A 20,749-nucleotide genomic window follows, 5' to 3' on the forward strand; every position below is an offset into this window, starting at 1 on the left:
AACGACAATACTAAGGCACGCCACGCAACAATGGCACTGCGGTATAAGGTGGAATGGAGGTAGGCGCAGGCATTTCACTAAAGAGAAGCATAAAAGGTTTCGGCGGTGCTACTTTTTCGTTTCGCCACAAGCTGCCCATAGAAACCAGCTGCACGTCTGCCGGTAAATTGGCAATGCCTGCTTGCAATACGGCAATAGTATTTTTTCGCGGATGCCCGATGGCAATGGCAATGCCGTGTTTCTGCGCATATTGCACGGCGGCTTGAAATTGTCGTTGCACATCTGCAAACGCATCGCTGTCATCTAAAAAGATATGCCGTTCTAACGTGCGTACACCTTGTTCTTTTGCCATTTTACCCGCCACACTGCGGCCAATGGTGCGACTATCCAGGAAAGACAAATGACGCTCACGAAGTGCGGTCATTAATTTGGTCATTAACGGCCCATCTGCCGTAGCGGCGCTGCCCATGTGATTGTTCATCCCAATGGCGTTAGAAACGATATTGTGAGCCGTTTGAACGCGGTGATTCACCTCCCCTTGCGACATGCCCAAATGCAACCCGCCGTCTTCAATTTTCATTTTAGACTGCGTTTCCATGGGCATATGAATGAGAATATCACGCCCTTGTTGGAACGCTTGTTGGTTACGTTGTTTGGCGTAAGGTGCAGCCGGAATAATCGCCACTGACACGGCTTTTGGCATTGCCAAAATCTGAGCATCTTCTTTCGCGTGATAACCTAAATCGTCAATCACTATGGCCAATTTAGCAGAATAGGCAAAGGACGCCGACAAAAGTGCGGTCGCCAACAACAACGTTTTTCTAATCGCACAATTCATCGCAACCAACCTAACGGATTCACTGCCACGCCTTTGCGACGAATCTCAAAATACAACCCGTTTTTCGATTGACCGCCGCTATTGCCCACTTCACCGATTTTTTGACCGGCTTTCACGAGCTGTCCTTCTTTCACCACAACCGATTGGTTGTAGCCATACAAACTTAAATCGCTATCACCATGTTTCACGATCACCATTAAGCCGTAACCTTGCAGCCAGTTAGCGAGAATCACTCGCCCGTCAGCAATGGCTTTCACCGGTGTACCGGCGCCCACCGCAATCACGATACCTTTCCAGCGTAACTCGCCCATTTGAGTTGAACCAAAACTGTTCACGACTTTGCCCGCCACCGGAAAACCATATTGTTTTTTCGGCGTGCCTAACCCGGCAGTGCTGTTCAACAGTTGGCGCTCCTGCGCTGTCGGTTGATAAGGCTTGTGATGTTTGGTTTCTTCCGCCTGTTTTTTCTGCGCCAAGGCTTCTCGTTCACGTTGTTCTTGCTGACGCGCCACTTGTTCCGCACGCTGGATTTCTTGGCGCAACGCATTTTCGTTGGCTTTCAGCGCTTCTAATTTATTTTCATCTCGCGTTAAGTTTTGGTTCAGTTGGTTCAGCGTAGATTGGCGTTCCTTCTGCACTTTTTGCAATTCTTGCTGCTGTTTTTTCTGTCCGGCAAGTTGCGCTTGTTGCGTTTTATGTTGTTCTGCAATGGAGGCTTTTTGTTTTGCCAGCTGCTCCTGCGTATTCTTCAGTTCCTCAATTAACTCCATCCGTACTTGATTCAAATGCTCATAATACGCTTTCATGCGTTCTGCATTTTGCCCTTTATCGGACAGCATCCGCTCCGCCACTGATGGGTTCGTGCCGGAACGATATGCAGAATCTAACTGTTTCGCCAGTTTTGCTTTTTGTTCTTTTTCTTGTTTTTGTAATTGTTTGATTTGTTTATCGGTATCGCTGATATTTTTGCGAATTTCTTTTAAATCCGATTCCGTTTGACGTAATTGCCCGATCACCGAATTAATCTGATTTTCTTGAGTTTTTAATGTGCTCTGTAGTTTCTGCTGTTCCCGCTTTTGCTGCTCAATTTTCTGTTTTTGTTGTTGAATTTGCTGATGAATTTTTGATAAATCCTCGTTAGGTGCTGCAAAAGAAAGGGGCGTACAGAACAAAAGTGCGGTGAAAATCAGACCCATTTTTTGCCTGCTTAACATGTTTTTAGCCCGAAGTAGTGACTTATTCATTTGATACTGCATAACCATAATTATTCCTTTCTTGTAACGCCGCACAAATATACCACTAATTTGTACCAGACCTGATTTCTCCCGTTTAAAAATCCAAATTATTTTTACGATAATTTTTCATCATCGCGATCCGGCTCGCAAAAATACGCTCATGAAATTGAGTTGCTATCCAAGATTCCCTATTTTCCTGACATTTTTTACATGGGGAATCATACAATGCGCATTATTTATCAATTACTCTTTTTTTTTATTGGCTTTATCTGCGCCCAAGCAAGCTATGCCGATCATCATTTCAGCGTCAATCTAGACAATCTAGATGCTCAACAGCAACAACACCAACAACAAGCCGAAAAAGAACGTGAAATACAGCGCCGTGCCGACAAGCCCATTCATCTTGCTAAACCAACGACAGAAAAATGGACGTTACCACAGGTGGAACAGCCCTGCTTTCCCATTACGCAAATTGAAATAAACGATTATATCAACGCCACATCTTCCCATAAGGCACATCATCCGAGTCAATTTCAATGGGCTTATCAACAAGCCAAAGACAGCCTAGCACTAACCTTGCCTCATTGTTTCGGCACACAAGGGCTCAACAGCCTCATGAGACAAATGCAAAACAACATCATTGAAAAAGGCTATATCACTACACGTGTCGTCATCACCGAACAAGACCTCAACGATGGAAAATTGGTACTCACCGTGATTCCCGGAAGACTACGCCATGTTTTACTCGAAGACCAAAGTGCGGTCAAAAAATTAACACCACTCACTGCCTGGACGGCACTCGTGCCACAACAAGGTGACATTTTAAATCTGCGCGACATAGAACAATCCTTAGAAAATCTTAAACGCCTTCCGACGGCAGACGCCAAGCTGGAACTTCTTCCCGTCCAAGAAAATGATGCGCTCCCCGGTGAAAGTGATTTATGGGTGCAATACGCACAACGTTTTCCGTTTCGACTAGCGCTAGGCTTGGATGATGCCGGTTCAACGGCAACCGGTCGATTACAGGGTTCAGCTACTCTTTCTCTAGATAATCTGTTCACGGCGAACGACTTATTTTACGCCGGATTTACGCACACCATGAAACGCCCAAGTTGGTTAGGTTCAGATGAAAAGGGCCCTAGACGCAGTCAAAACGTGCACTTTTCTTATTCTGTTCCATTTCGTTATTGGCAATTAAGCGCCTCCCATAACGTGAATCAATATCACCAACAAGTTGCCGCAGCCTATGGGGCGAAAGTGCGCTATTCCGGCCGCAGTGAAACGAGCAAAATCAGTCTTTCCCGTGTGCTATTTCGTCACATGCAACACAAAACCCAGCTCGCATTTTCCCTTTGGGGAAGACAATCTTCCAACGCCATCAATAAGGCAGAAATCGACATTCAGCGTAAGCGAACCGCCGGCTGGGAAGTGGTATTAACCCATCGTTTTAATTGGAACCATTCCACCTTGGCATTTAACGCAAACTTTAAGCGCGGAACCGGCGCCTATCATGCTAAACGTCATCCGGAAGAACGCTTTAATGAAGGGTCATCACGCATGAAAATCCTCACCACAGAAATAGAACTCACCCATCCTTTCCAATGGGCAACACAATCTTTCCATTTCAACTCGCTCTGGCGTGCGCAATGGAATCGAACCCCGTTGGTCATGCAAGATCGGTTCAGTATTGGTGGACGTTATACGGTACGTGGAACCGACGGCGAATTAACTCTCTCCGGTGAACGCGGTTGGGTATGGCGTAATGAATTGGCATGGCATATCGCCCAAAGCGGTCAACAACTTTATCTCACCTTGGATAAAGGCGTTGTGCGAGGTAGAGCAACCGATGAATTACTGGGACGTTCAATGGTTGGTTCCGGTATCGGCCTGCGTGGCGGCTGGAAGGCGTTCAGTTACGACGTTTTCGCCGGCAAAGCACTCCATGTACCCCAAGGATTTCAACATAAAAGCAAGGTATTGGGCTTCAATTTAAACCTCGCGTTTTAGTCTGTGCGATCACGGAAACATGACAACCCAATGCATTGCTCCCCATAAAATTAATCGAATAAACCACAAGGATATATTATGAACAAACATCGCTATCGCGTCCTTTTTAGCAAAACCTTACAACGTTTTATCGTCACCTCCGAATTAGCGAAAACGACAACCTCTGGAAACACAGAAAGAGGCGATCTCAAGTGCGGTCAATATTCGGCGTATTTTTCATTTTATCCTTCACTGCAATCCCTGACGTTCGCCGTCTTTTGTGCTCTTGGATTCGTTTCTCTTATCTCACCATCAGCGTACGCCGAGACATTGATGATTCAAGCCGATTCGACGGCAGCAGTAAGTCAACGCCCGGTTGTTTTACAAACCGCCAATGGGTTACCTCAAGTCAACATTCAAACACCGAATGATCAAGGGTTATCCCATAACCGTTACAGCCATTTTGACGTCGATACACAAGGGGCCATCTTAAATAACAGTCGGAAAAATACCCAGACCCAACAAGGCGGTTGGATTCAAGGTAACCCTTACTTAGCCGGCGGTGAAGCCAAGGTAATCCTAAATGAAGTCAACTCCAATCATCCTAGCCAACTAAAAGGGTATGTTGAGGTCGCCGGGAAAAAAGCGGATGTCATTATTGCCAACCCAAACGGCATTCATTGTCAAGGCTGTGGCATCATGAATGCGGAACGAGCAACCTTTACCACCGGAAAGCCGGAAATTCATCATGGTTCGCTAGACAGTTTCAAGGTTGAGAAAGGCAAAGTCACCGTAGAGGGAAAAGGTCTCGACAACAGCCAAACAGACTACACGGACATCATTAGCCGCAGTGCGGAAATCAATGCCGGTATTTGGAGCAAACGGGAAGTCAATGTCACCACAGGTAAAAATCAGGTCACGAAAAACAACGATAGCGTGCAAATCATTCATACTACCGAGAAAGAAAAACAGTCAGAAAATCCACCGCACTTTGCATTGGATGTGACCCATCTCGGCGGGATGTATGCAGAAAAAATTCACTTAATCGGCACTGAGCAAGGACTTGGCGTCAACCATGCCGGGCACATTGGCGCATCTGCCGGCGAAGTCGTCATTGATGCCAAAGGTCATGTTGTGAACCAAGGATTTATCGGTGCACAAGGGAATATCCAGCTTCAATCAAGTGAAAACATTGAAAATCGCGGCACTATTCACACAAAAGAAAAGCAACATCTGAAGTCAAAAAACCTAGATAACCGCCAAGGCACCTTAGCTGGTAAACAAATTCAAATCGATGCGGCTCATGTCGATAATCGTAAGGTCTCCGAGGAAGGTTCACTCATTGTCGCGGCAGATAATATTCTTGTTCAGGCTAATACCTTGGATAATCGAGGCACAAAGAACACGACAAATCCGACCCAAGGGATACAAGCGGCTCAAGTTACCCTAACCGCACAACAGATTAACAACCAGTCTGGCGGTATTTATGCAACCCAACGCGGAACATTGAATGTCACAAGTACATTAGATAATCGACAAGGCGATATTCTCTCTGCCGGCCAATTAGACATTAACGGCGATAAATCCCGCGCGAACATGAATAACGCGGAAGGGAGAATACATGCAGGAAAACACGTAACGTTAACCGCTAAAACATTACAAAATGAAGGAAACATCAGTACTACAGGCAATGCAGACATTGCCTTAACAGACGGTATTGAGCTCAAGAACGCCTTTCAGGTCAACGGTGATTTACGTTTCACCACCGAGGGGAAATTCACTAATAAAAGCAAATTAAACATTGGCCATCGCGTCAATATTCACGCCGCCGAAATAGAAAACTCCCAAGCAGCAGAGATTTCCTCAAAAACAACGCAAATTTCCACCGCACTTTTCACTAACCGAGGACTCATCGATGGCGAAACGACACGAATTGAAGGGAAAAGCCTAAATAATGTAGGTACCGGACGTATTTATGGCAATCAACTTTCTTTTGCTGCGACTCATTTAACGAATGCCAAGGAAGGGGATTCATCAGCCACTATCGCTGCACGAAAACGCCTTGATTTTGGCATCAATACGCTGAAAAACCTTGATCAAAGTTTCATTTTTAGCCTGGGTGATTTACATATCGGAGGAAAATTATCGGAAAATGGTGAAGCGATCGGGCGAGCCAAAGAGATCATTAACGGCAGTGGCATTATTGAAGCGATGGGCGATGGAAAAATTAATACCACTACATTACTCAATACGGATTTACACCTCAAATTAGGCATCAACGAATCTCGCGAATATTTTCATCAAGTTGCAAAAACAACTGACAGTCAGCGTTTTACAGTAGATAAAGACGGTATTTTTGCTTGGAATAAAAAACGCTCAGAAGCGTGGTTTCAATTTTATGATGGTCGCCCAACGCAATATCAAAATGACTGGATTGGCTGGCGCTATAACAGAACAACCAAAACATCCAAAATTGATGTTCAAACACCGGGGAAAATACTGATTGGCGGTCATCTTACTTTAACCGGTGATCATCTCAAAAACCAATACAGCAAACTGCTGGTCGGCAAAAGCCTGATTCTCGGTGAAAAACCGATCACACAAAATCTCTCCCATCAAACCCTTTCAGAGGGCGGTGCTACCTTAATTAATGAAGATGTGATAGGCAACATTGATCGTCTTGATAAAGGCTCAGTTTTTAAATGGGTCCACTATCGTAGTCGTGGACTAAAGAAATCCCATGGGCATAAAGACACAGACCATAAGCATTATGAAGTCGCCCATCCGACAGAACACTTTAACTTTAATGTGGTTAAAAACCACATTGGCGATCCCGAAGCGGTCAGAAAAGAAAGTGACAATACCTCCGTTGCGGCACACACGCCGGCAAACGCAATAAGCCCTGTTGAAAACAGGCTACGTTTACCAAATCAAAGTTTGTATAAAATTAATCCTCATGCCGATAGCCACTATATTGTTGAAACCGATCCGCGTTTCGCCGATAAACGACAATGGCTAAGTAGCGATTATATGTTCCATGCACTGCGTGCTGATCCACAAAATATGATTAAACGCCTAGGGGATGGATTCTATGAGCAACGTCTCATTAACGAACAAATCAATCAACTCACAGGGCGCCGCTTTTTAGAGGGATATACGTCTGATTATGAACAATATAAAGCCTTAATGGATAACGGCCTGTATTATGCTAAGAAGTGGAATTTAACCCCGGGTGTGGCGCTCACGGCAGCGCAAATGAAGGAACTAACAAGTGATTTAGTTTGGTTCGAAAAACGCGAAACACAATTACCTAACGGTGAGAAAATCAATGTTCTCGCGCCGAAAGTTTATCTTTCTCGCAGAAACAGCAAAATTAATGGAGAAGGAAGCCTGATTTCTGCTAATCAGGTCATCATTCGCGGTATGAACCAGGTTGACAATTCAGGCACGATTTTAGGCAATAGCTCTCTCTCCATAACTGCCCAAAATATCAAAAACAACGAAGGACGATTACAGGCAAATCACCTTTCTCTTAGTGCAGAGAATGAATTCTTAAATCTAGGGGGAACCTTTGAAGCAAAAGATAACCTGACTGCTCACGCGAAAAATCTTCGTATTGAAAGCAAGTTATCCGAAACAAAAGATACCGGTGACTTTTATAAAAAAGACATTAGCAAAGCGGCTGAACTTAATCTCACCGACAAGAACGGCAAACTTCAAGTTTATGCCGATGAAAATATTGTGGTAAAAGGAATCCGTGCCAACATTGCCGGTGATGCTGCATTTTATGCAAAAGGGGATTTGGAGCTGGGTACGGTGAGTCGTATTAATAAAGAACATTACCGTATGAATGCGGATAACTATTATTTATTGGATCAAGAAAATCAAATCGGTAATCAAATTCAAGTCAAAGGCAACGCACAGTATATTGCCGGTCAAAACATCACCGTCACAGGAAATCAACTACATTCTGACGGTGAAACGACCATTGCAGCACAAGGCAATATCGATATTCACGAAGGACGGGTAAAAGAACACTTAAATAGTGCAATCAAAACAACCGATCGCGGTTTGTTTAGCAAAAAAACGATCACCGCCAAACACCGTCATGATTATGACCTTGCTGAAGCTTCCATGATCGATGCTGATAAAATTCACCTTCAATCCAATAATGGCAATATTAAAGTACAAGGAAGCAACCTTGTGGCAGAAAATGGATTCACCGCACAAGGAAAAAATATTGATATTAGAGAAGCAGAGAACCGCATATATTCGGAAGATGTTTACAGTAAGAAAAAATCAGGCATGCTTGGCGGTGGCATTGGTGTCACCTTTGGTAGCCAAAAACAAACGTTAGAAACCGACCAAACCAAACTTTACGCTTCAGGCAGCCAAGTCGGCAGCCTCAATCACGACACCCGATTCATTGCTGAAAACCGTTACACTCAAACCGCGAGTGCGGTCAGTAGCGCCAAAGGTGATGTAGATATTCTCGCCCAACAAGCCGCCATAAAAGCAGCGGATGACAAATACGAAAGCAATATGAAACAAACCTTCGAACAAAAAGGGTTAACGATTGCGATCACCTCCCCTATTTTATCGGCATTACAAGCCGTACAAAGCACCATCAAAAGCGCGCAACAAACAGGCAACAGTAAGAATAATCGAATTAATGCGATGTCTGCGGTTAATACCGGATTTGACGCTTATCGTGCAGGACAAGCTGTCGGTCAAGCACAAAATGCCTTAGGGAATATCATAAACGGTAGCGAAGGAATGGATTCTATGGTGGGAATTCAAGTGACTTACGGACAACAAAAAAGCGAATCGAAAACGCATACCGAAGGCAAAACCGCGGCCAAATCTCAAGTGAATGCCGGTGGCAAAGTGAATATTGTTGCCACAGGGGCAGGCAAAGCATCCAACATCACCATTAACGGTTCGGATGTGTCCGGTAAACAAGGGACCTTCTTGGGGGCTGACAATGACATCAATATCACGGCTGCCGAACAAACCCACCTGGAGCGCAGCACCAATAAATCAAGCGGCTTTAACGTGGGGGTGGCTGTGAAATTTGGTAATGGCGTTGCGGCCGGGATTACCGTGGGAGGAAACCGAGGTAAAGGCTATGGTAACAGTGATGAAACCACTTATGTGGCAAGCCACGTGGGTGACAGCAACAGCCAAACCACAATACAAAGCGGTGGTGATACAAACCTTATTGGAAGCCAAGTAAAAGGTAAACGCGTTGAAGTCAATGCCGAAAACTTGAATATCAAAAGTTTGCAAGATAAATCCAGCTATGATGGCAAACAAACGAATGTAAGTGGTAGTGTGACGGTAGGCTATGGTTTTGCCGCAGGCGGTAGTTTCAGTAAATCGAAAATCAATGCTGATCATGCGAGTGTGAATGAACAGGCGGGCATCTATGCAGGTGATGATGGCTATGATGTGAATGTGGAGAAACATTCTGATTTAAAAGGTGCTCTCGTTACCTCAACTCAGACAGCAGAAAACGAAGGGAAAAATCGTTTTAGTACAGGAACAATTACACATTCAGATATCGAAAATTACTCTAACCACAATGCGAAAGGATTTGGTATTGGAGGAAGTGTTACCATGGGTGGTGGAAATGCACCAAAAGAAATCGGTGGTGTCGAATTGCAAAAAATCGGCAAAAATAACGCTGATGGAAGCGGAAAAGTGGAAACCGGAGGAATCGCCGGCATTGGCTCTCAAGGGAACTGGGGCGTAGCAAAAGGGCTTATTAGCGGGCTTTTCGGACAAGTAAGTGACAAAGGTAATGAACATGGCGTTACAACAAGTTCAATTAACACCAAAAATCTCATAATTAGAGACAAGGAAGCGCAAGAGCAATTAACTGGAAAATCTATTAATGAAACGATTGAAGCCTTAAATCAGGAAAATCGTCATCAAAAATTAGCTAAAGCGGATATTGAATCGATCAAGTCCGACTTAGAACGTAATTTAAGCGTGGCGACAAAATTTGTGGAAAATGTTAATAGTGTGGGTGATGAAATCTATTATCAAATGGAAAAAAATGAAGATTCCGTATTTTCCATTCAAAAGAAAACAGAAAATTGTAATCATATAAACTGTTTAGATTTTGAAACCGATAATTCACAAGCATTAAAACGTATTATTTATAGCAATGACCTCCTTACAGATGAACAAGCACAATTACTCAGTAAAGTTGCAACAGCGGGGATGTTAAATTTAAAGAGAGAAGATAAAGTATCGAGTGCGATTTTATATGATAAAGACTTATCGTCGATTGATGAAACGGCTGTTATTTTAAATCGAGGGAGTACTAACTATCTCAATGAGTTTATCTTCACAGGATTTGAGCGTTTTAGGGCGTGGGCAAATTTGCCAAGTGTATTTGGTGCCTCGAATGCCACAAGAGATCATGCTCAAATTACTAAAAAACTAAATGAATATAATGCACATAGAATCGCCCAAGGAAAAGAGGCGATAAGTGCGAATAATGTGGCACATAGTCTAGGCGTTTCAGGGAATAAAAATATGCTGAATTGGTCGGAATATGTAGGAAATCGGTATGACAATACAAAAGTGAATTTCTTGCATTTAGGAGGCTCCTATCCATCAGAGGGAGTAGATAAACAAGCGAAACGATTGTTTGGAAGCGTCAATACCGAATATCACGGAGTGAAAGGAGATGTGGTCTACTCTGGATTAGGTGGGCTATTTATTGGGAATAATCCGAATGCTAAACAGGTGGAGGGTTTGTCATTTGGTCAAGCGCATTCAGAGGCTAATCAGAATATAAATAACTTGAAGTATATTTATAAAATAGATGATGAGAAAAAAATAGTAGAATGGGAGAAAACAAAAGATGTTTTAAATAAGATATATCCTAGCAGCAGACTTAGAGAATTTAATAAAGTAAATGAGGTGAATAAATGAAAATTTTTATTTATGTATTAGTGACTCTATCTCTAGGAGGTTGTTTGTTTCTAGATTTAATGCCTTCATACTCATCTTATTGGGATGAGAGTATCTGGGTTCACAAAGATACAAAAAAACCTTTAACTAAAGATACTCATATGGCTTGCTTTAATCAGTCTATTCAAGGACTTGAAATTAAAGATGTTTCAGGATTTCCTGAAGTTGTCGGAGTAAAAGACAGAGAAGAGTCAAATAAAAGATATGCCATGTGTTTAAGAGATAAAGGATTTGTTTTTAATGCTAGTTATGCATATTGTTATAAATTCAAAGATGTTTGTGATGCTTATAATAAATATAGGAAATGAAAAATTTCTAACTGTGGCTAAGTGTAGAAAAATTTACCAAGTGTGTTTGATACCTAGCTCTGGATATTAACAACTCAACAGTATGTATAGAAAACAAGAAATATAGAAACTAATATAAAAGTAAATACCTACCCCACCAAAAGTGCGGTCAAAATCTCCCTCGTTTTTAACCGCACTTTCGTAAATTCCCGTTGACTTCCCCTCACCCACCTCTCCACAATATGCGCTTGTTTATTTCGTTTTAATACAAGGAAAGAAAATGACGTTTAGCCCTCCCAAAAAAATAGCGCGAATCTCCTTACGCGTGCTTATATCTAACTAAAAATAAACAAACTGAAGTTATTCATGAAAATAGTAAAAATCTGAATTGTGAAATTGATGTTTTAGGCACGCGTTAGGAAACGCGCGCCATCGTAGGGTTAGTAATGATGTTTCTTCTGTTCATAATTGCCATGGCTTAGGGCAACAACAATGCGTTATTGATGGATATAGAACTAAAGGAGATCTCAAAATGGGTAATGAAAGAACTATTTTTGAATTAAATAAAGCTAAGGAGAAATAAAATGAAAATAAGATTTTTATCCTTAATACCCTCAATCTTATTGCTTACAAGCTGTAGTGGATGGTTTCAACCTCTACCGCCATACTATAATTGGCGCCTACATAATGCAGATGCATTATTTCCTGATTCAGATCCTAATGTTTTAACAAAATACCTTGATAGAAGGAAAAAAGATATGAAGGATTGCGGTATGGATTTTGTTACCGGTGAAAGTGATGATCCAGAGGTGAATCTTTGTTTAGAGAAAAAAGGCTGGTATTTAAAAGGCGGACCTGTTTGTGAAAATACACTAATGTGGGATAGTCCAATATGTATCCAATGGCGAAAAAAACACAGCAAGCCTGATGCTAAGCCTTGGCAGTAATTAACAAAGGTGTTTAAAAGTGCGGTCAATATTCAGTGAATTTTAAAATCTCTTGAATATTGACCGCACTTTTCTAAAGGCAAGATCTGCCGCTAGATAGCGGGTCTCCTGACGCGTGCTTGAATCTAACTAAAATAGACAAACTGAATAAAGTTGTTAATGAAAATAGTAAAAATCTGAATTAAACGAAATTGATGTTATGGGCACGCGTTAGGAAACGCGCGCCATCGTGGGGGGGGAAATAAAAATGAAAAAGTTTTTGATGATATCTCTATTATTACTTCATGGTTGCTATTGGCATAATGGGTGTCTGTATACAGCGCAAATGGTTAATTGCTATATGGATAAAGTGCCATTTTCTTCTATCGCTTATTATCAAAAAATAGATAGTATCGGACATACTGATATAAATCAGCGCTGGAGAGATGCTGAATTGTGTGGAGCTAAATATGGAGATAGTAATTTATGGAGTGTTATTAAACCTCAAAATTTCCGAAATGAATTTCGTATTTGTATGGAAAGTAAAGGATATCATATATTTGACAGCTCAGAATGTGGTGTAAAAGAACCTAAAAGCTTGAACAAGGGGATATGTAATGAATAGCCTACTAAGTAACAATTGCTATTGTAATTCCGGTATCCGCACCATTTGCTTTGTCCGAGTAATGTCATCAGATATGTTTGAAATTTTGATGAAAATAGTAGGTAAATAAAATGAGATACTCCTTATTTTTTCTTTGTTTTATATTAAACGGATGTTGGTATTCAAATGGATGTTTTTATACTCCACAAATGGTTAATTGTGTTGATAAGGGGAAAGAATATCCATTAATTGCAGGGTATCAAAAAAAAGAACTACTAGGACATACAAACTCAAAACAACGATGGAAAGATCTTGTTTCTTGTGGAGGAAAGTATGGTGATATAAATCTACACTACTATCCGCAAAACTATCAAATAAATGGTAAAAGATACAAAAATCTTGATGAATGTATGAATACTAAGGGGTATATATATCTTTCTCCCGCTGAATGTGGCTATCAAGATCCTAAGTGGGATAATGGAAAGTGTAACTTATAACGCATTGAATTTATTATTTAAACAGAGTGCGGTCAAAACTTTGGAAGTTTTTAAATTTTAAAAACAATCTGAAAAATGACCGCGCTTTTTTTAGAGAAAGAAAATTAATTCGTCAGCAAGGTAGCGTGCGTTAATCTTTGGTTCATACACCTTGCGTTAGCTATGGGGATGGAAATAATGAGAATTTTAGTTATATTCTTTATGTATATTTTTATTCAATCTTGCCTTTCATATTCTTCAGATGAGGCTTGGCATAATCTTAATAAAATGTACAAAGAGGCTAATGAAAAGAAAATATGTATGAAATATAAAGGAAATGTACATGTCATGTATTATTGTAAAAATGAAAACAAAGAACAATAGCAAAGTAGAAAGTAAAAAATACCCCAGATAGCGCGCGTCTCCTGATACGTGCTTGAATCTAACTAAAATAGACAAACTGAATAAAGTTGTTAATGAAAATAGATGAAAAACTGAATAAAACGAAATTGATGCTTTGGGCACACGTTGGGAAACGCACGCCATCGTGGGAAATATTGGGCCTTCATTTAACACAATAAAATTAAATGATAAAGGGAATAAAAAATGAGAAATTTAATATTGTTATTATTTTTTGTTATCTCTGGGTGCTACATAGATAATGGAGCTCCCCATTCAAATTATTATTGGAAAAAAGATGGAAAAAAACTTAGTTATGAAGACATAATGTATTGCTCCAAAAAAGTGAATGAGAAATCTAGCAAAGTTTATGTTAATCCAAGTTGCTATTATGATTTAGGATACAGGTTTACGGCACCAATATATTGGTGTTTATCATTAGATTCTTCAATAAACAAAGAAGTATGTGAACAATATAAAAAATATAGAAACTAATATAAAAGTAAATACCTCATCCACCAAAAGTGCGGTCAAAAACACGAGAGATTTTGACCGCACTTTCGTAAATTCCCGTTGACTTCCCATCGTCCTCCTCTCCACAATATGCGCTTATTTGTTTCGTTTTAACACAAGGAAAGAAAATGGCGTTTAGCTCATTATTTACTTTATTGGATGATATTGCATCGTTATTGGACGATGTGTCTGTGATGACCAAAGTGGCTGCCAAGAAAACGGTCGGTGTGGTGGGGGATGATTTAGCGTTGAATGCCAATCAAGTGACCGGTGCCACTGCGGAACGGGAATTACCGATTGTGTGGGCGGTGGCAAAGGGTTCCTTGGTAAATAAGGTGATTTTAATTCCTATCGCACTGTTATTAGCCGCCTTTTTGCCGGCGCTCATCGTGCCTTTATTGATGCTCGGTGGTGCCTATTTGTGCTTTGAAGGCGTGGAAAAAATTCTGCATAAATTTTTTGCTCATGAACACCATCACGAAAAAAGTGCTTTCGATGAAAAAGCCAAAATTCGTGGTGCCGTGCGTACAGATTTCATTCTTTCTGCCGAAATCATTATTATCGCCTTAGGCGAACTCGCTGAATCACCAATTTCCGTGCAAATCATCGCCCTTTCACTCATTGGAATTGGCATCACCGTTTTCGTTTACGGCATTGTGGCGCTTATCGTCAAAGCCGATGATTTCGGTTTATTTTTAATGCGAAAAGGTGGTATCACAAGCCATGTCGGCAAAGGCGTTTTATTTTTAATGCCCAAATTTATGCGCTCATTAAGCTTCATTGGCACGCTGGCGATGTTCTTGGTCGGTGGCGGGATTTTCGTGCATAACGTTGAAGCCATTCACCACTTTTTAGAAAATCTTCACCTCGCTGAAGGCGTTTTAGGGCAAATCGCCACACTGGTTACCGGTTTGGCTGTAGGTGCAATTTGTTGTTTAGTGATATTGCCATTAATAAAATTGTTTGAGAAAAAAGCGGCATAAATCCACCGCACTTTCCAAAAGAAAACGGTATTCTTATTTAAGAATACCGTTTTTTATTTCTCGTTAGTCGGGCTGGTTAGCAATCCTGCTTACCATACGCTTCTTGACGTAAAATCGCGCGAACTGCCGCATCGAATTCCGCCAACACGTGATCGGCATTTTTCGGATCTGTACCACGCGCATCAAGATAGAATTTAATTTTCGGTTCAGTACCGGACGGACGCGCAATAAGGCGGCTGCCGTTTTCCAAGACGAAGACCAAAATGTCGCTTTGACGGTCGGTTTTGGTGTGGTCGATAAATTGTGCCACATTGAAACCACCGATTTGGCTTGGCGGGTTGTTGCGAAGTGCGGTCATTAATTTGCCGATTTCAGACAAATCGCTCACACGAATAGAAATTTGTCCACTTACATAAGCACCAAATCCTTTGGTGAATTCCTCTGCATAATCTGCCAAGGTTTTGCCTTGTTTCTTCAAGCTACGCACTAAATCCAAGAACACGATAGCGGCTGAAATACCGTCTTTATCGCGTACTTTATCCGGATCCACCAAGTAGCCCAATGCTTCTTCAAAACCAAATAACAAGCCTTGAACTTTACCGATGTATTTGAAGCCGGTAAGGGTTTCTTGGGATTCAAAACCATAACGTTTCGCAATCTCTGCCAGGGCAGGCGAGGACACAAGGGAACAAGCCAATACGCCTTTTTTACCTTGCGCTTGATATTGTTTCGCCAAATACCAACCTAAGAAGCACCCCACCACGTTGCCGTGCAATGGTTTCCAGTTACCTTGTGCATCAGGCACCGCCACCGCTAAACGGTCAGCATCCGGGTCATTGGCAATGATAAATTCAGCATTATTTGCTTTTGCCACTTGAATCGCTAAATCTAACGCGCCTTTTTCTTCCGGGTTTGGGAAGTTCACGGTTGGGAAAGTACCATCCGGCCAGACTTGTTCAGCAACGATGTGCGGTTGTGGTAAGCCCGCTTTTGTCAACGTTTTGCTCAACACTTCATAGCCCACGCCGTGCATGGCGGTATAAACGTAGTTAATGTCGGTTTGCGGTTCTTTCGCAAGCGAAGCGGTTTTTGCAATGTAAGCATCCACCACAGTGTCATCTAACACGATGTAATCTTGGCTGCGTGGTAAATCTTTCACACTGCCTGCCGCGACTTTATCAATTAACGCCGCAATGTCTTTGTCTGCCGGAGAAACGATTTGTCCGCCACCGTTGGCTTTGCCTAAATAAACTTTATAGCCGTTATCTTCTGGTGGGTTGTGGCTCGCTGTCACCATCACGCCTGCGGTGGTATCGAAATATTGAATAGCGTAAGCCAACACCGGGGTTGGTAATTTACGTGGTAATAAATACGCTTTAATGCCCGCGCCCGCCATGATTTCAGCCGTGTCGCGCGCAAATACATCGGAGTTTTTACGGCCGTCATAGCCAATCACGATAGAAGGCTGATTATCATACCCTTTTAAATACTCAGCCAACCCGCCGGCAGCTTGCGCCACCAACACGCGATTCATCCCCATAGAACCGGCTTGCAGGCGACCGCGTAAACCGGCGGTACCGAATTGTAAACGTCCGTCAAAACGGGCAGCAAGTTCAGCTTCGGCTTTTGCATCGCCACCTTTTGCCGCGCTTAAAAGTGCGGTTAATTCTGCGTGCGTTTCAGCGTCCGGATCTTGGTTTAACCAATTTTGTGCCATCTCGAAAAGTGCTGACATAGTGACTCCTTGTAACATGAATGATTGAAAAACTCCCTCTAGCCTATCTAAAAAGCGCTGTGATGGGAACGTTTATTTCCGATTAATTCCCTGTATTTTGATCTATTTCACAGATTCACCGAAGGCAATCGGTTGCCTCTTTTTATGAAAAGAGACACACGAAAAAAACCTCGCGGGAGATGCCCTTTTGACGCCAAAGTGCGGTGGAAAATAAACGAGTTTTTCCTTTATAAAAAAGCGTTTTTTTGCTATAACTGAGACAGTTTTTTTAATTAATCTAGGAGACTTATTATGGAATTAGTTTTTATTCGTCACGGCTTCAGTGAATGGAATGCAAAAAACTTATTTACCGGTTGGCGCGATGTCAATTTGACCGAGCGCGGCGTAGAAGAAGCCAAAACCGCCGGTCAAAAATTATTGAATGCCGGTTTTGAATTCGACATTGCTTTCACCTCCGTTCTTACTCGTGCGATCAAAACCTGTAATATCGTGTTAGAAGAATCTCACCAATTATGGATTCCACAAGTGAAAAACTGGCGTTTAAACGAACGTCACTATGGTGAACTACAAGGTTTAGACAAAAAAGCCACCGCCGAAAAATACGGTGATGAGCAAGTTCACATTTGGCGCCGTTCTTACGACACATTACCACCATTATTAGATCCGAAAGACCCGAATTCTGCCCACAATGACCGTCGCTACGCACACTTACCGGCTGATGTCATTCCGGATGGCGAAAACTTAAAAGTGACCTTAGAGCGTGTACTTCCATTCTGGGAAGACCAAATCGCACCGGCATTATTAAGCGGTAAACGCGTTTTAGTGGTTGCGCACGGTAACTCTTTACGCGCACTTGCAAAACACATCGAAGGCATTTCCGATGCGGATATCATGGATTTAGAAATCCCAACCGGTCAGCCGTTGGTGTATAAATTAGATGACAACTTGAAAGTGATTGAAAAATCTTATTTGTAATACCAAATAACATTCACCATAAAAAACAACCGCACTTTAGTCACTAAAGTGCGGTTTATTTTTGCGGTGTTTTTAAAAATTAAGCGTTCAAGATATTCTTGATTTCCGCCATACTTAAATGATATTCATGAGGGCACGCTTTCCAGGCATCGATCATGCGGGAATATTTATCTCTCATTGGCGTTTGGGAATCGCAACCGTGTTCACAACGCATAAATTCCTGATATTTCCCTTCCACACTCGTGATGAAACGGAGATAGTTAAGGTATTTTTTCTCACGTACTGCGCAATAACCGACAAACTGTAATCGGTGTTCGCTTAATTCGGATTTATCACTCAAATTGTTATAGGAAATTTGCAACGCTTTATACATTTCCAACGTATCCAATACCGTGCGGCATTCTTCTTCCGAAATCACCGAAAACTCGTTGTCCAACTCACGCAATTCCAGACTAAACCCACCTTTCACAATGGTTTCTAGACGTTGGTATTTTGCCGCATTGGTCGGGTCTAATAACGCCATTAATTTATATTGGTTAACTAAAATTAAACGTTGAGTAGATGACATTTCCATAACCGCTCTCCTATTAATCAATTTGGTTGAGAATATCGTTTGATAAAACCGGATCCGCTTTTTTCTCTTTATCGCCGTTGATGCGTTGTTCCAAACGTTGGAAATAAGCTTCACGGAAAGTAAGATACGGGTCTTGTGCCTGATCCAATAGCGCTTCTTTATCCATCAATTTCGCACGCGCATCAATACCTTGCAAACCGGCTTTTAAGAAGCCCCAAGGACCAAGCAAGGAAAGCATTGGATAAGTCGTATCAGCCAGATTACCAATGTCTTGGCGCGGTGTTGCAGCACCATATAACGGCAACATCACATAAGGGCCAGTTCCAACACCATAGCGCCCTAACGTATCACCAAAACGGTTATCTCCTTGTTTTTTCAGCGGATCGCTATAACTTGCCACATCAATTAAACCGCCCAATCCGAAAATCGTGTTAATCCAGAAACGGTTAAAATGGATGAGTGCCTGCTTAAAATCCCCTTGAATAAGACGGTTGGCAAAACTTGCCGGCTCATCAAGGTTATCCGCCACATTGATAACACCGGTACGCACCGGGCTTGGCACATAATTTTTCCACCCCTTAGCTAACGGTTTTAACACATAAGGGTCAGCAACGTGATAGTTGAAATCCCACATTTTACGGTTAAACCCTTCCAAGGCGTCTTTACGTTCGCCGGTTTGTGGATCGATGGAAGAGGAACATCCGGTTAATAACACGGAGCCTAATAATAATGCGGCAAGGTATTTTTTTATTTGCATAATGACACTCAAGCTGATGAAAAGATGGGCTCATTGTAAACAACTTACCCTGCAACTACAAAAACTTTCTAAAAACCCACCGCACTTAAGAAAACAAAAGGCACGATGTTTATCGTGCCTTCATAAAAAAGAAAAGATTACAGAATGAAACGGCTTAAATCTTCGTTCTCAATCACTTCGCCCAAGGCTTCGGTGACATACGCTGCATCAATGTTCACGGTTTGACCATCCATATCGCTGGCGTTGAAAGAGATTTTATCCATTAAGCGCTCCATCACGGTATGCAAACGGCGCGCACCGATATTTTCGGTCTTTTCATTGACACGAAATGCTGCTTCGGCGATTTTCTTAATGGCGTCTTGAGTAAATTCAATGTTTACGCCTTCCGTTGCCATTAAGGCTTTGTATTGCTCGGTTAAAGAAGCATTCGGCTCAGTCAGAATACGCTCGAAATCCTCGGCAGTGAGTGCAGAAAGTTCCACGCGAATCGGCAAACGGCCTTGTAATTCAGGGATTAAATCTGATGGGCGTGCCACTTGAAACGCACCGGAAGCGATAAACAAGATGTGATCAGTTTTGACCATACCGTGTTTGGTGTTCACGGTAGAACCTTCCACCAACGGCAATAAATCGCGTTGCACACCTTCGCGGGAGACATCTGCGCCACTGTATTCGCCTTTCTTACAAATTTTGTCGATTTCATCGATAAACACGATGCCGTTTTGCTCCACCGCATCAATGGCTTTTTGTTTCAACTCTTCTGGGTTCACCAATTTCGCCGCTTCATCGTCAATTAAGGTTTTTAACGCATCCTTAATTTTCATTTTGCGTTTCTTAGTTTGGCTGCCGGAAAGGTTCTCAAACATGGATTGTAGTTGACTGGTCATATCTTCCATGCCGGGAGGTGCCATGATTTCCACGCCCATAGACACACCGGCCACATCGATTTCCACTTCTTTATCGTCTAACTGACCTTCGCGTAGTTTCTTACGGAAAATCTGACGGGTGTTGCTTTGGCTATCGCGGTTTTCCACTTCGCCCCATTGGTTCTTCGCCGCAGGCAATAAGGCATCTAAAATTCGCTCTTCTGCCGCTTCTTCCGCTTTAGCACGATTTTTGACGATTTCCTGTTGGCGTACCAATTTCATGGCGCTGTCGGTTAAATCGCGAATAATGGAATCCACTTCTTTGCCCACATAACCCACTTCGGTAAATTTGGTGGCTTCCACTTTAATGAACGGCGCATTGGCTAATTTTGCCAAACGGCGGGCAATTTCGGTTTTCCCCACGCCGGTCGGCCCAATCATAAGAATATTTTTTGGGGTCACTTCATGGCGCATTGGCTCTTGCAGCTGCATTCTGCGCCAGCGGTTTCTTAGGGCAATTGCTACTGCGCGCTTGGCGTCGCTTTGACCGATAATATGTTGATCTAATTCAGAAACTATTTCACGAGGCGTCATTTCAGACATGGTTT

The 20,749-nt window shown here is 42.2% G+C and carries 14 protein-coding genes; 8 read left to right on the top strand and 6 right to left on the bottom strand.

Annotated features, from left to right (window positions below):
- Positions 1-10: 10 nt before the first annotated feature.
- Positions 11-838 (bottom strand): divergent polysaccharide deacetylase family protein, encoded by an 828-nt coding sequence (locus tag LQ983_RS04860; RefSeq protein WP_230621829.1) that lies wholly within the window; start codon positions 836-838, stop codon positions 11-13.
- On the bottom strand, positions 835-2,082 hold the full coding sequence (gene envC, locus LQ983_RS04865; protein ID WP_230622606.1) for a murein hydrolase activator EnvC: 1,248 nt from the start codon (positions 2,080-2,082) through the stop codon (positions 835-837). Before envC ends, LQ983_RS04860 begins: the two co-directional genes overlap by 4 nt.
- Before the next feature lie 201 nt (positions 2,083-2,283).
- Here envC and LQ983_RS04870 point away from each other — a divergent pair, with 201 nt between their 5' ends.
- The 7 genes from LQ983_RS04870 to LQ983_RS04900 all read left to right on the top strand — a co-directional run bounded on the left by LQ983_RS04870 (position 2,284) and on the right by LQ983_RS04900 (position 15,234).
- A complete protein-coding gene (locus LQ983_RS04870) occupies positions 2,284-4,080 on the top strand; it encodes a ShlB/FhaC/HecB family hemolysin secretion/activation protein (protein WP_230621830.1) in 1,797 nt (598 codons plus the stop codon).
- A 78-nt stretch (positions 4,081-4,158) separates the two neighbouring features.
- Positions 4,159-11,007: a hemagglutinin repeat-containing protein gene (locus LQ983_RS04875; RefSeq protein ID WP_230621831.1), complete on the top strand. Its 6,849-nt coding sequence runs from the start codon at positions 4,159-4,161 to the stop codon at positions 11,005-11,007.
- On the top strand, positions 11,004-11,354 hold the full coding sequence (locus LQ983_RS04880; RefSeq protein WP_230621832.1) for a hypothetical protein: 351 nt from the start codon (positions 11,004-11,006) through the stop codon (positions 11,352-11,354). Before LQ983_RS04875 ends, LQ983_RS04880 begins: the two co-directional genes overlap by 4 nt.
- Before the next feature lie 563 nt (positions 11,355-11,917).
- Entirely contained in the window at positions 11,918-12,280 is a 363-nt protein-coding gene (locus LQ983_RS04885; RefSeq protein ID WP_230621833.1) for a hypothetical protein, read from the top strand.
- 247 nt (positions 12,281-12,527) lie between these two features.
- Positions 12,528-12,884 (top strand): hypothetical protein, encoded by a 357-nt coding sequence (locus LQ983_RS04890; protein ID WP_111306199.1) that lies wholly within the window; start codon positions 12,528-12,530, stop codon positions 12,882-12,884.
- A gap of 110 nt (positions 12,885-12,994) precedes the next feature.
- Positions 12,995-13,360, top strand: coding sequence for a hypothetical protein (locus tag LQ983_RS04895; RefSeq protein ID WP_230621834.1), 366 nt, complete (start codon positions 12,995-12,997; stop codon positions 13,358-13,360).
- Between the two features lie 1,019 nt (positions 13,361-14,379).
- Positions 14,380-15,234, top strand: a complete 855-nt coding sequence (locus LQ983_RS04900) for a DUF808 domain-containing protein (RefSeq protein ID WP_230621835.1) — start codon at positions 14,380-14,382, stop codon at positions 15,232-15,234.
- Between the two features lie 76 nt (positions 15,235-15,310).
- Here the strand turns inward: LQ983_RS04900 and LQ983_RS04905 are convergent, their stop codons facing one another.
- The gene (locus LQ983_RS04905; protein ID WP_230621836.1) at positions 15,311-16,969 is read right to left on the bottom strand and encodes a phospho-sugar mutase; all 1,659 of its coding nucleotides are present in this window, start codon (positions 16,967-16,969) and stop codon (positions 15,311-15,313) included.
- A 291-nt stretch (positions 16,970-17,260) separates the two neighbouring features.
- On the opposite strand from LQ983_RS04905, the gene LQ983_RS04910 reads away from it, so the two are divergent.
- Positions 17,261-17,944, top strand: a complete 684-nt coding sequence (locus LQ983_RS04910; protein ID WP_005715632.1) for a 2,3-diphosphoglycerate-dependent phosphoglycerate mutase — start codon at positions 17,261-17,263, stop codon at positions 17,942-17,944.
- A 79-nt stretch (positions 17,945-18,023) separates the two neighbouring features.
- Here the strand turns inward: LQ983_RS04910 and LQ983_RS04915 are convergent, their stop codons facing one another.
- The 3 genes from LQ983_RS04915 to hslU all read right to left on the bottom strand — a co-directional run bounded on the left by LQ983_RS04915 (position 18,024) and on the right by hslU (position 20,744).
- Positions 18,024-18,518, bottom strand: a complete 495-nt coding sequence (locus LQ983_RS04915) for a YfbU family protein (protein WP_230621837.1) — start codon at positions 18,516-18,518, stop codon at positions 18,024-18,026.
- Positions 18,519-18,531: 13 nt separating this feature from the next.
- Positions 18,532-19,275 carry a VacJ family lipoprotein gene (locus tag LQ983_RS04920; protein ID WP_230621838.1) on the bottom strand — a complete coding sequence of 248 codons (744 nt, stop codon included), beginning with the start codon at positions 19,273-19,275 and terminating at the stop codon, positions 18,532-18,534.
- A gap of 137 nt (positions 19,276-19,412) precedes the next feature.
- Positions 19,413-20,744, bottom strand: a complete 1,332-nt coding sequence (gene hslU / locus LQ983_RS04925) for an HslU--HslV peptidase ATPase subunit (protein WP_005715625.1) — start codon at positions 20,742-20,744, stop codon at positions 19,413-19,415.
- Between the last annotated feature and the right edge of the window lie 5 nt (positions 20,745-20,749).

It is taken from the genome of Aggregatibacter sp. Marseille-P9115 (assembly GCF_920939465.1).
In the GTDB taxonomy this organism is placed as follows: Bacteria; Pseudomonadota; Gammaproteobacteria; order Enterobacterales; family Pasteurellaceae; genus Aggregatibacter; species Aggregatibacter segnis_B.

Coding starts and splice junctions, on each gene's coding strand:
- LQ983_RS04860 (WP_230621829.1), bottom strand. CDS start 838: ATGAATTGTGCGATTAGAAAAACGTTGTTGTTGGCGACCGCACTTTTG.
- envC (WP_230622606.1), bottom strand. CDS start 2,082: ATGAATAAGTCACTACTTCGGGCTAAAAACATGTTAAGCAGGCAAAAA.
- LQ983_RS04870 (WP_230621830.1), top strand. CDS start 2,284: ATGGGGAATCATACAATGCGCATTATTTATCAATTACTCTTTTTTTTT.
- LQ983_RS04875 (WP_230621831.1), top strand. CDS start 4,159: ATGAACAAACATCGCTATCGCGTCCTTTTTAGCAAAACCTTACAACGT.
- LQ983_RS04880 (WP_230621832.1), top strand. CDS start 11,004: ATGAAAATTTTTATTTATGTATTAGTGACTCTATCTCTAGGAGGTTGT.
- LQ983_RS04885 (WP_230621833.1), top strand. CDS start 11,918: ATGAAAATAAGATTTTTATCCTTAATACCCTCAATCTTATTGCTTACA.
- LQ983_RS04890 (WP_111306199.1), top strand. CDS start 12,528: ATGAAAAAGTTTTTGATGATATCTCTATTATTACTTCATGGTTGCTAT.
- LQ983_RS04895 (WP_230621834.1), top strand. CDS start 12,995: ATGAGATACTCCTTATTTTTTCTTTGTTTTATATTAAACGGATGTTGG.
- LQ983_RS04900 (WP_230621835.1), top strand. CDS start 14,380: ATGGCGTTTAGCTCATTATTTACTTTATTGGATGATATTGCATCGTTA.
- LQ983_RS04905 (WP_230621836.1), bottom strand. CDS start 16,969: ATGTCAGCACTTTTCGAGATGGCACAAAATTGGTTAAACCAAGATCCG.
- LQ983_RS04910 (WP_005715632.1), top strand. CDS start 17,261: ATGGAATTAGTTTTTATTCGTCACGGCTTCAGTGAATGGAATGCAAAA.
- LQ983_RS04915 (WP_230621837.1), bottom strand. CDS start 18,518: ATGGAAATGTCATCTACTCAACGTTTAATTTTAGTTAACCAATATAAA.
- LQ983_RS04920 (WP_230621838.1), bottom strand. CDS start 19,275: ATGCAAATAAAAAAATACCTTGCCGCATTATTATTAGGCTCCGTGTTA.
- hslU (WP_005715625.1), bottom strand. CDS start 20,744: ATGTCTGAAATGACGCCTCGTGAAATAGTTTCTGAATTAGATCAACAT.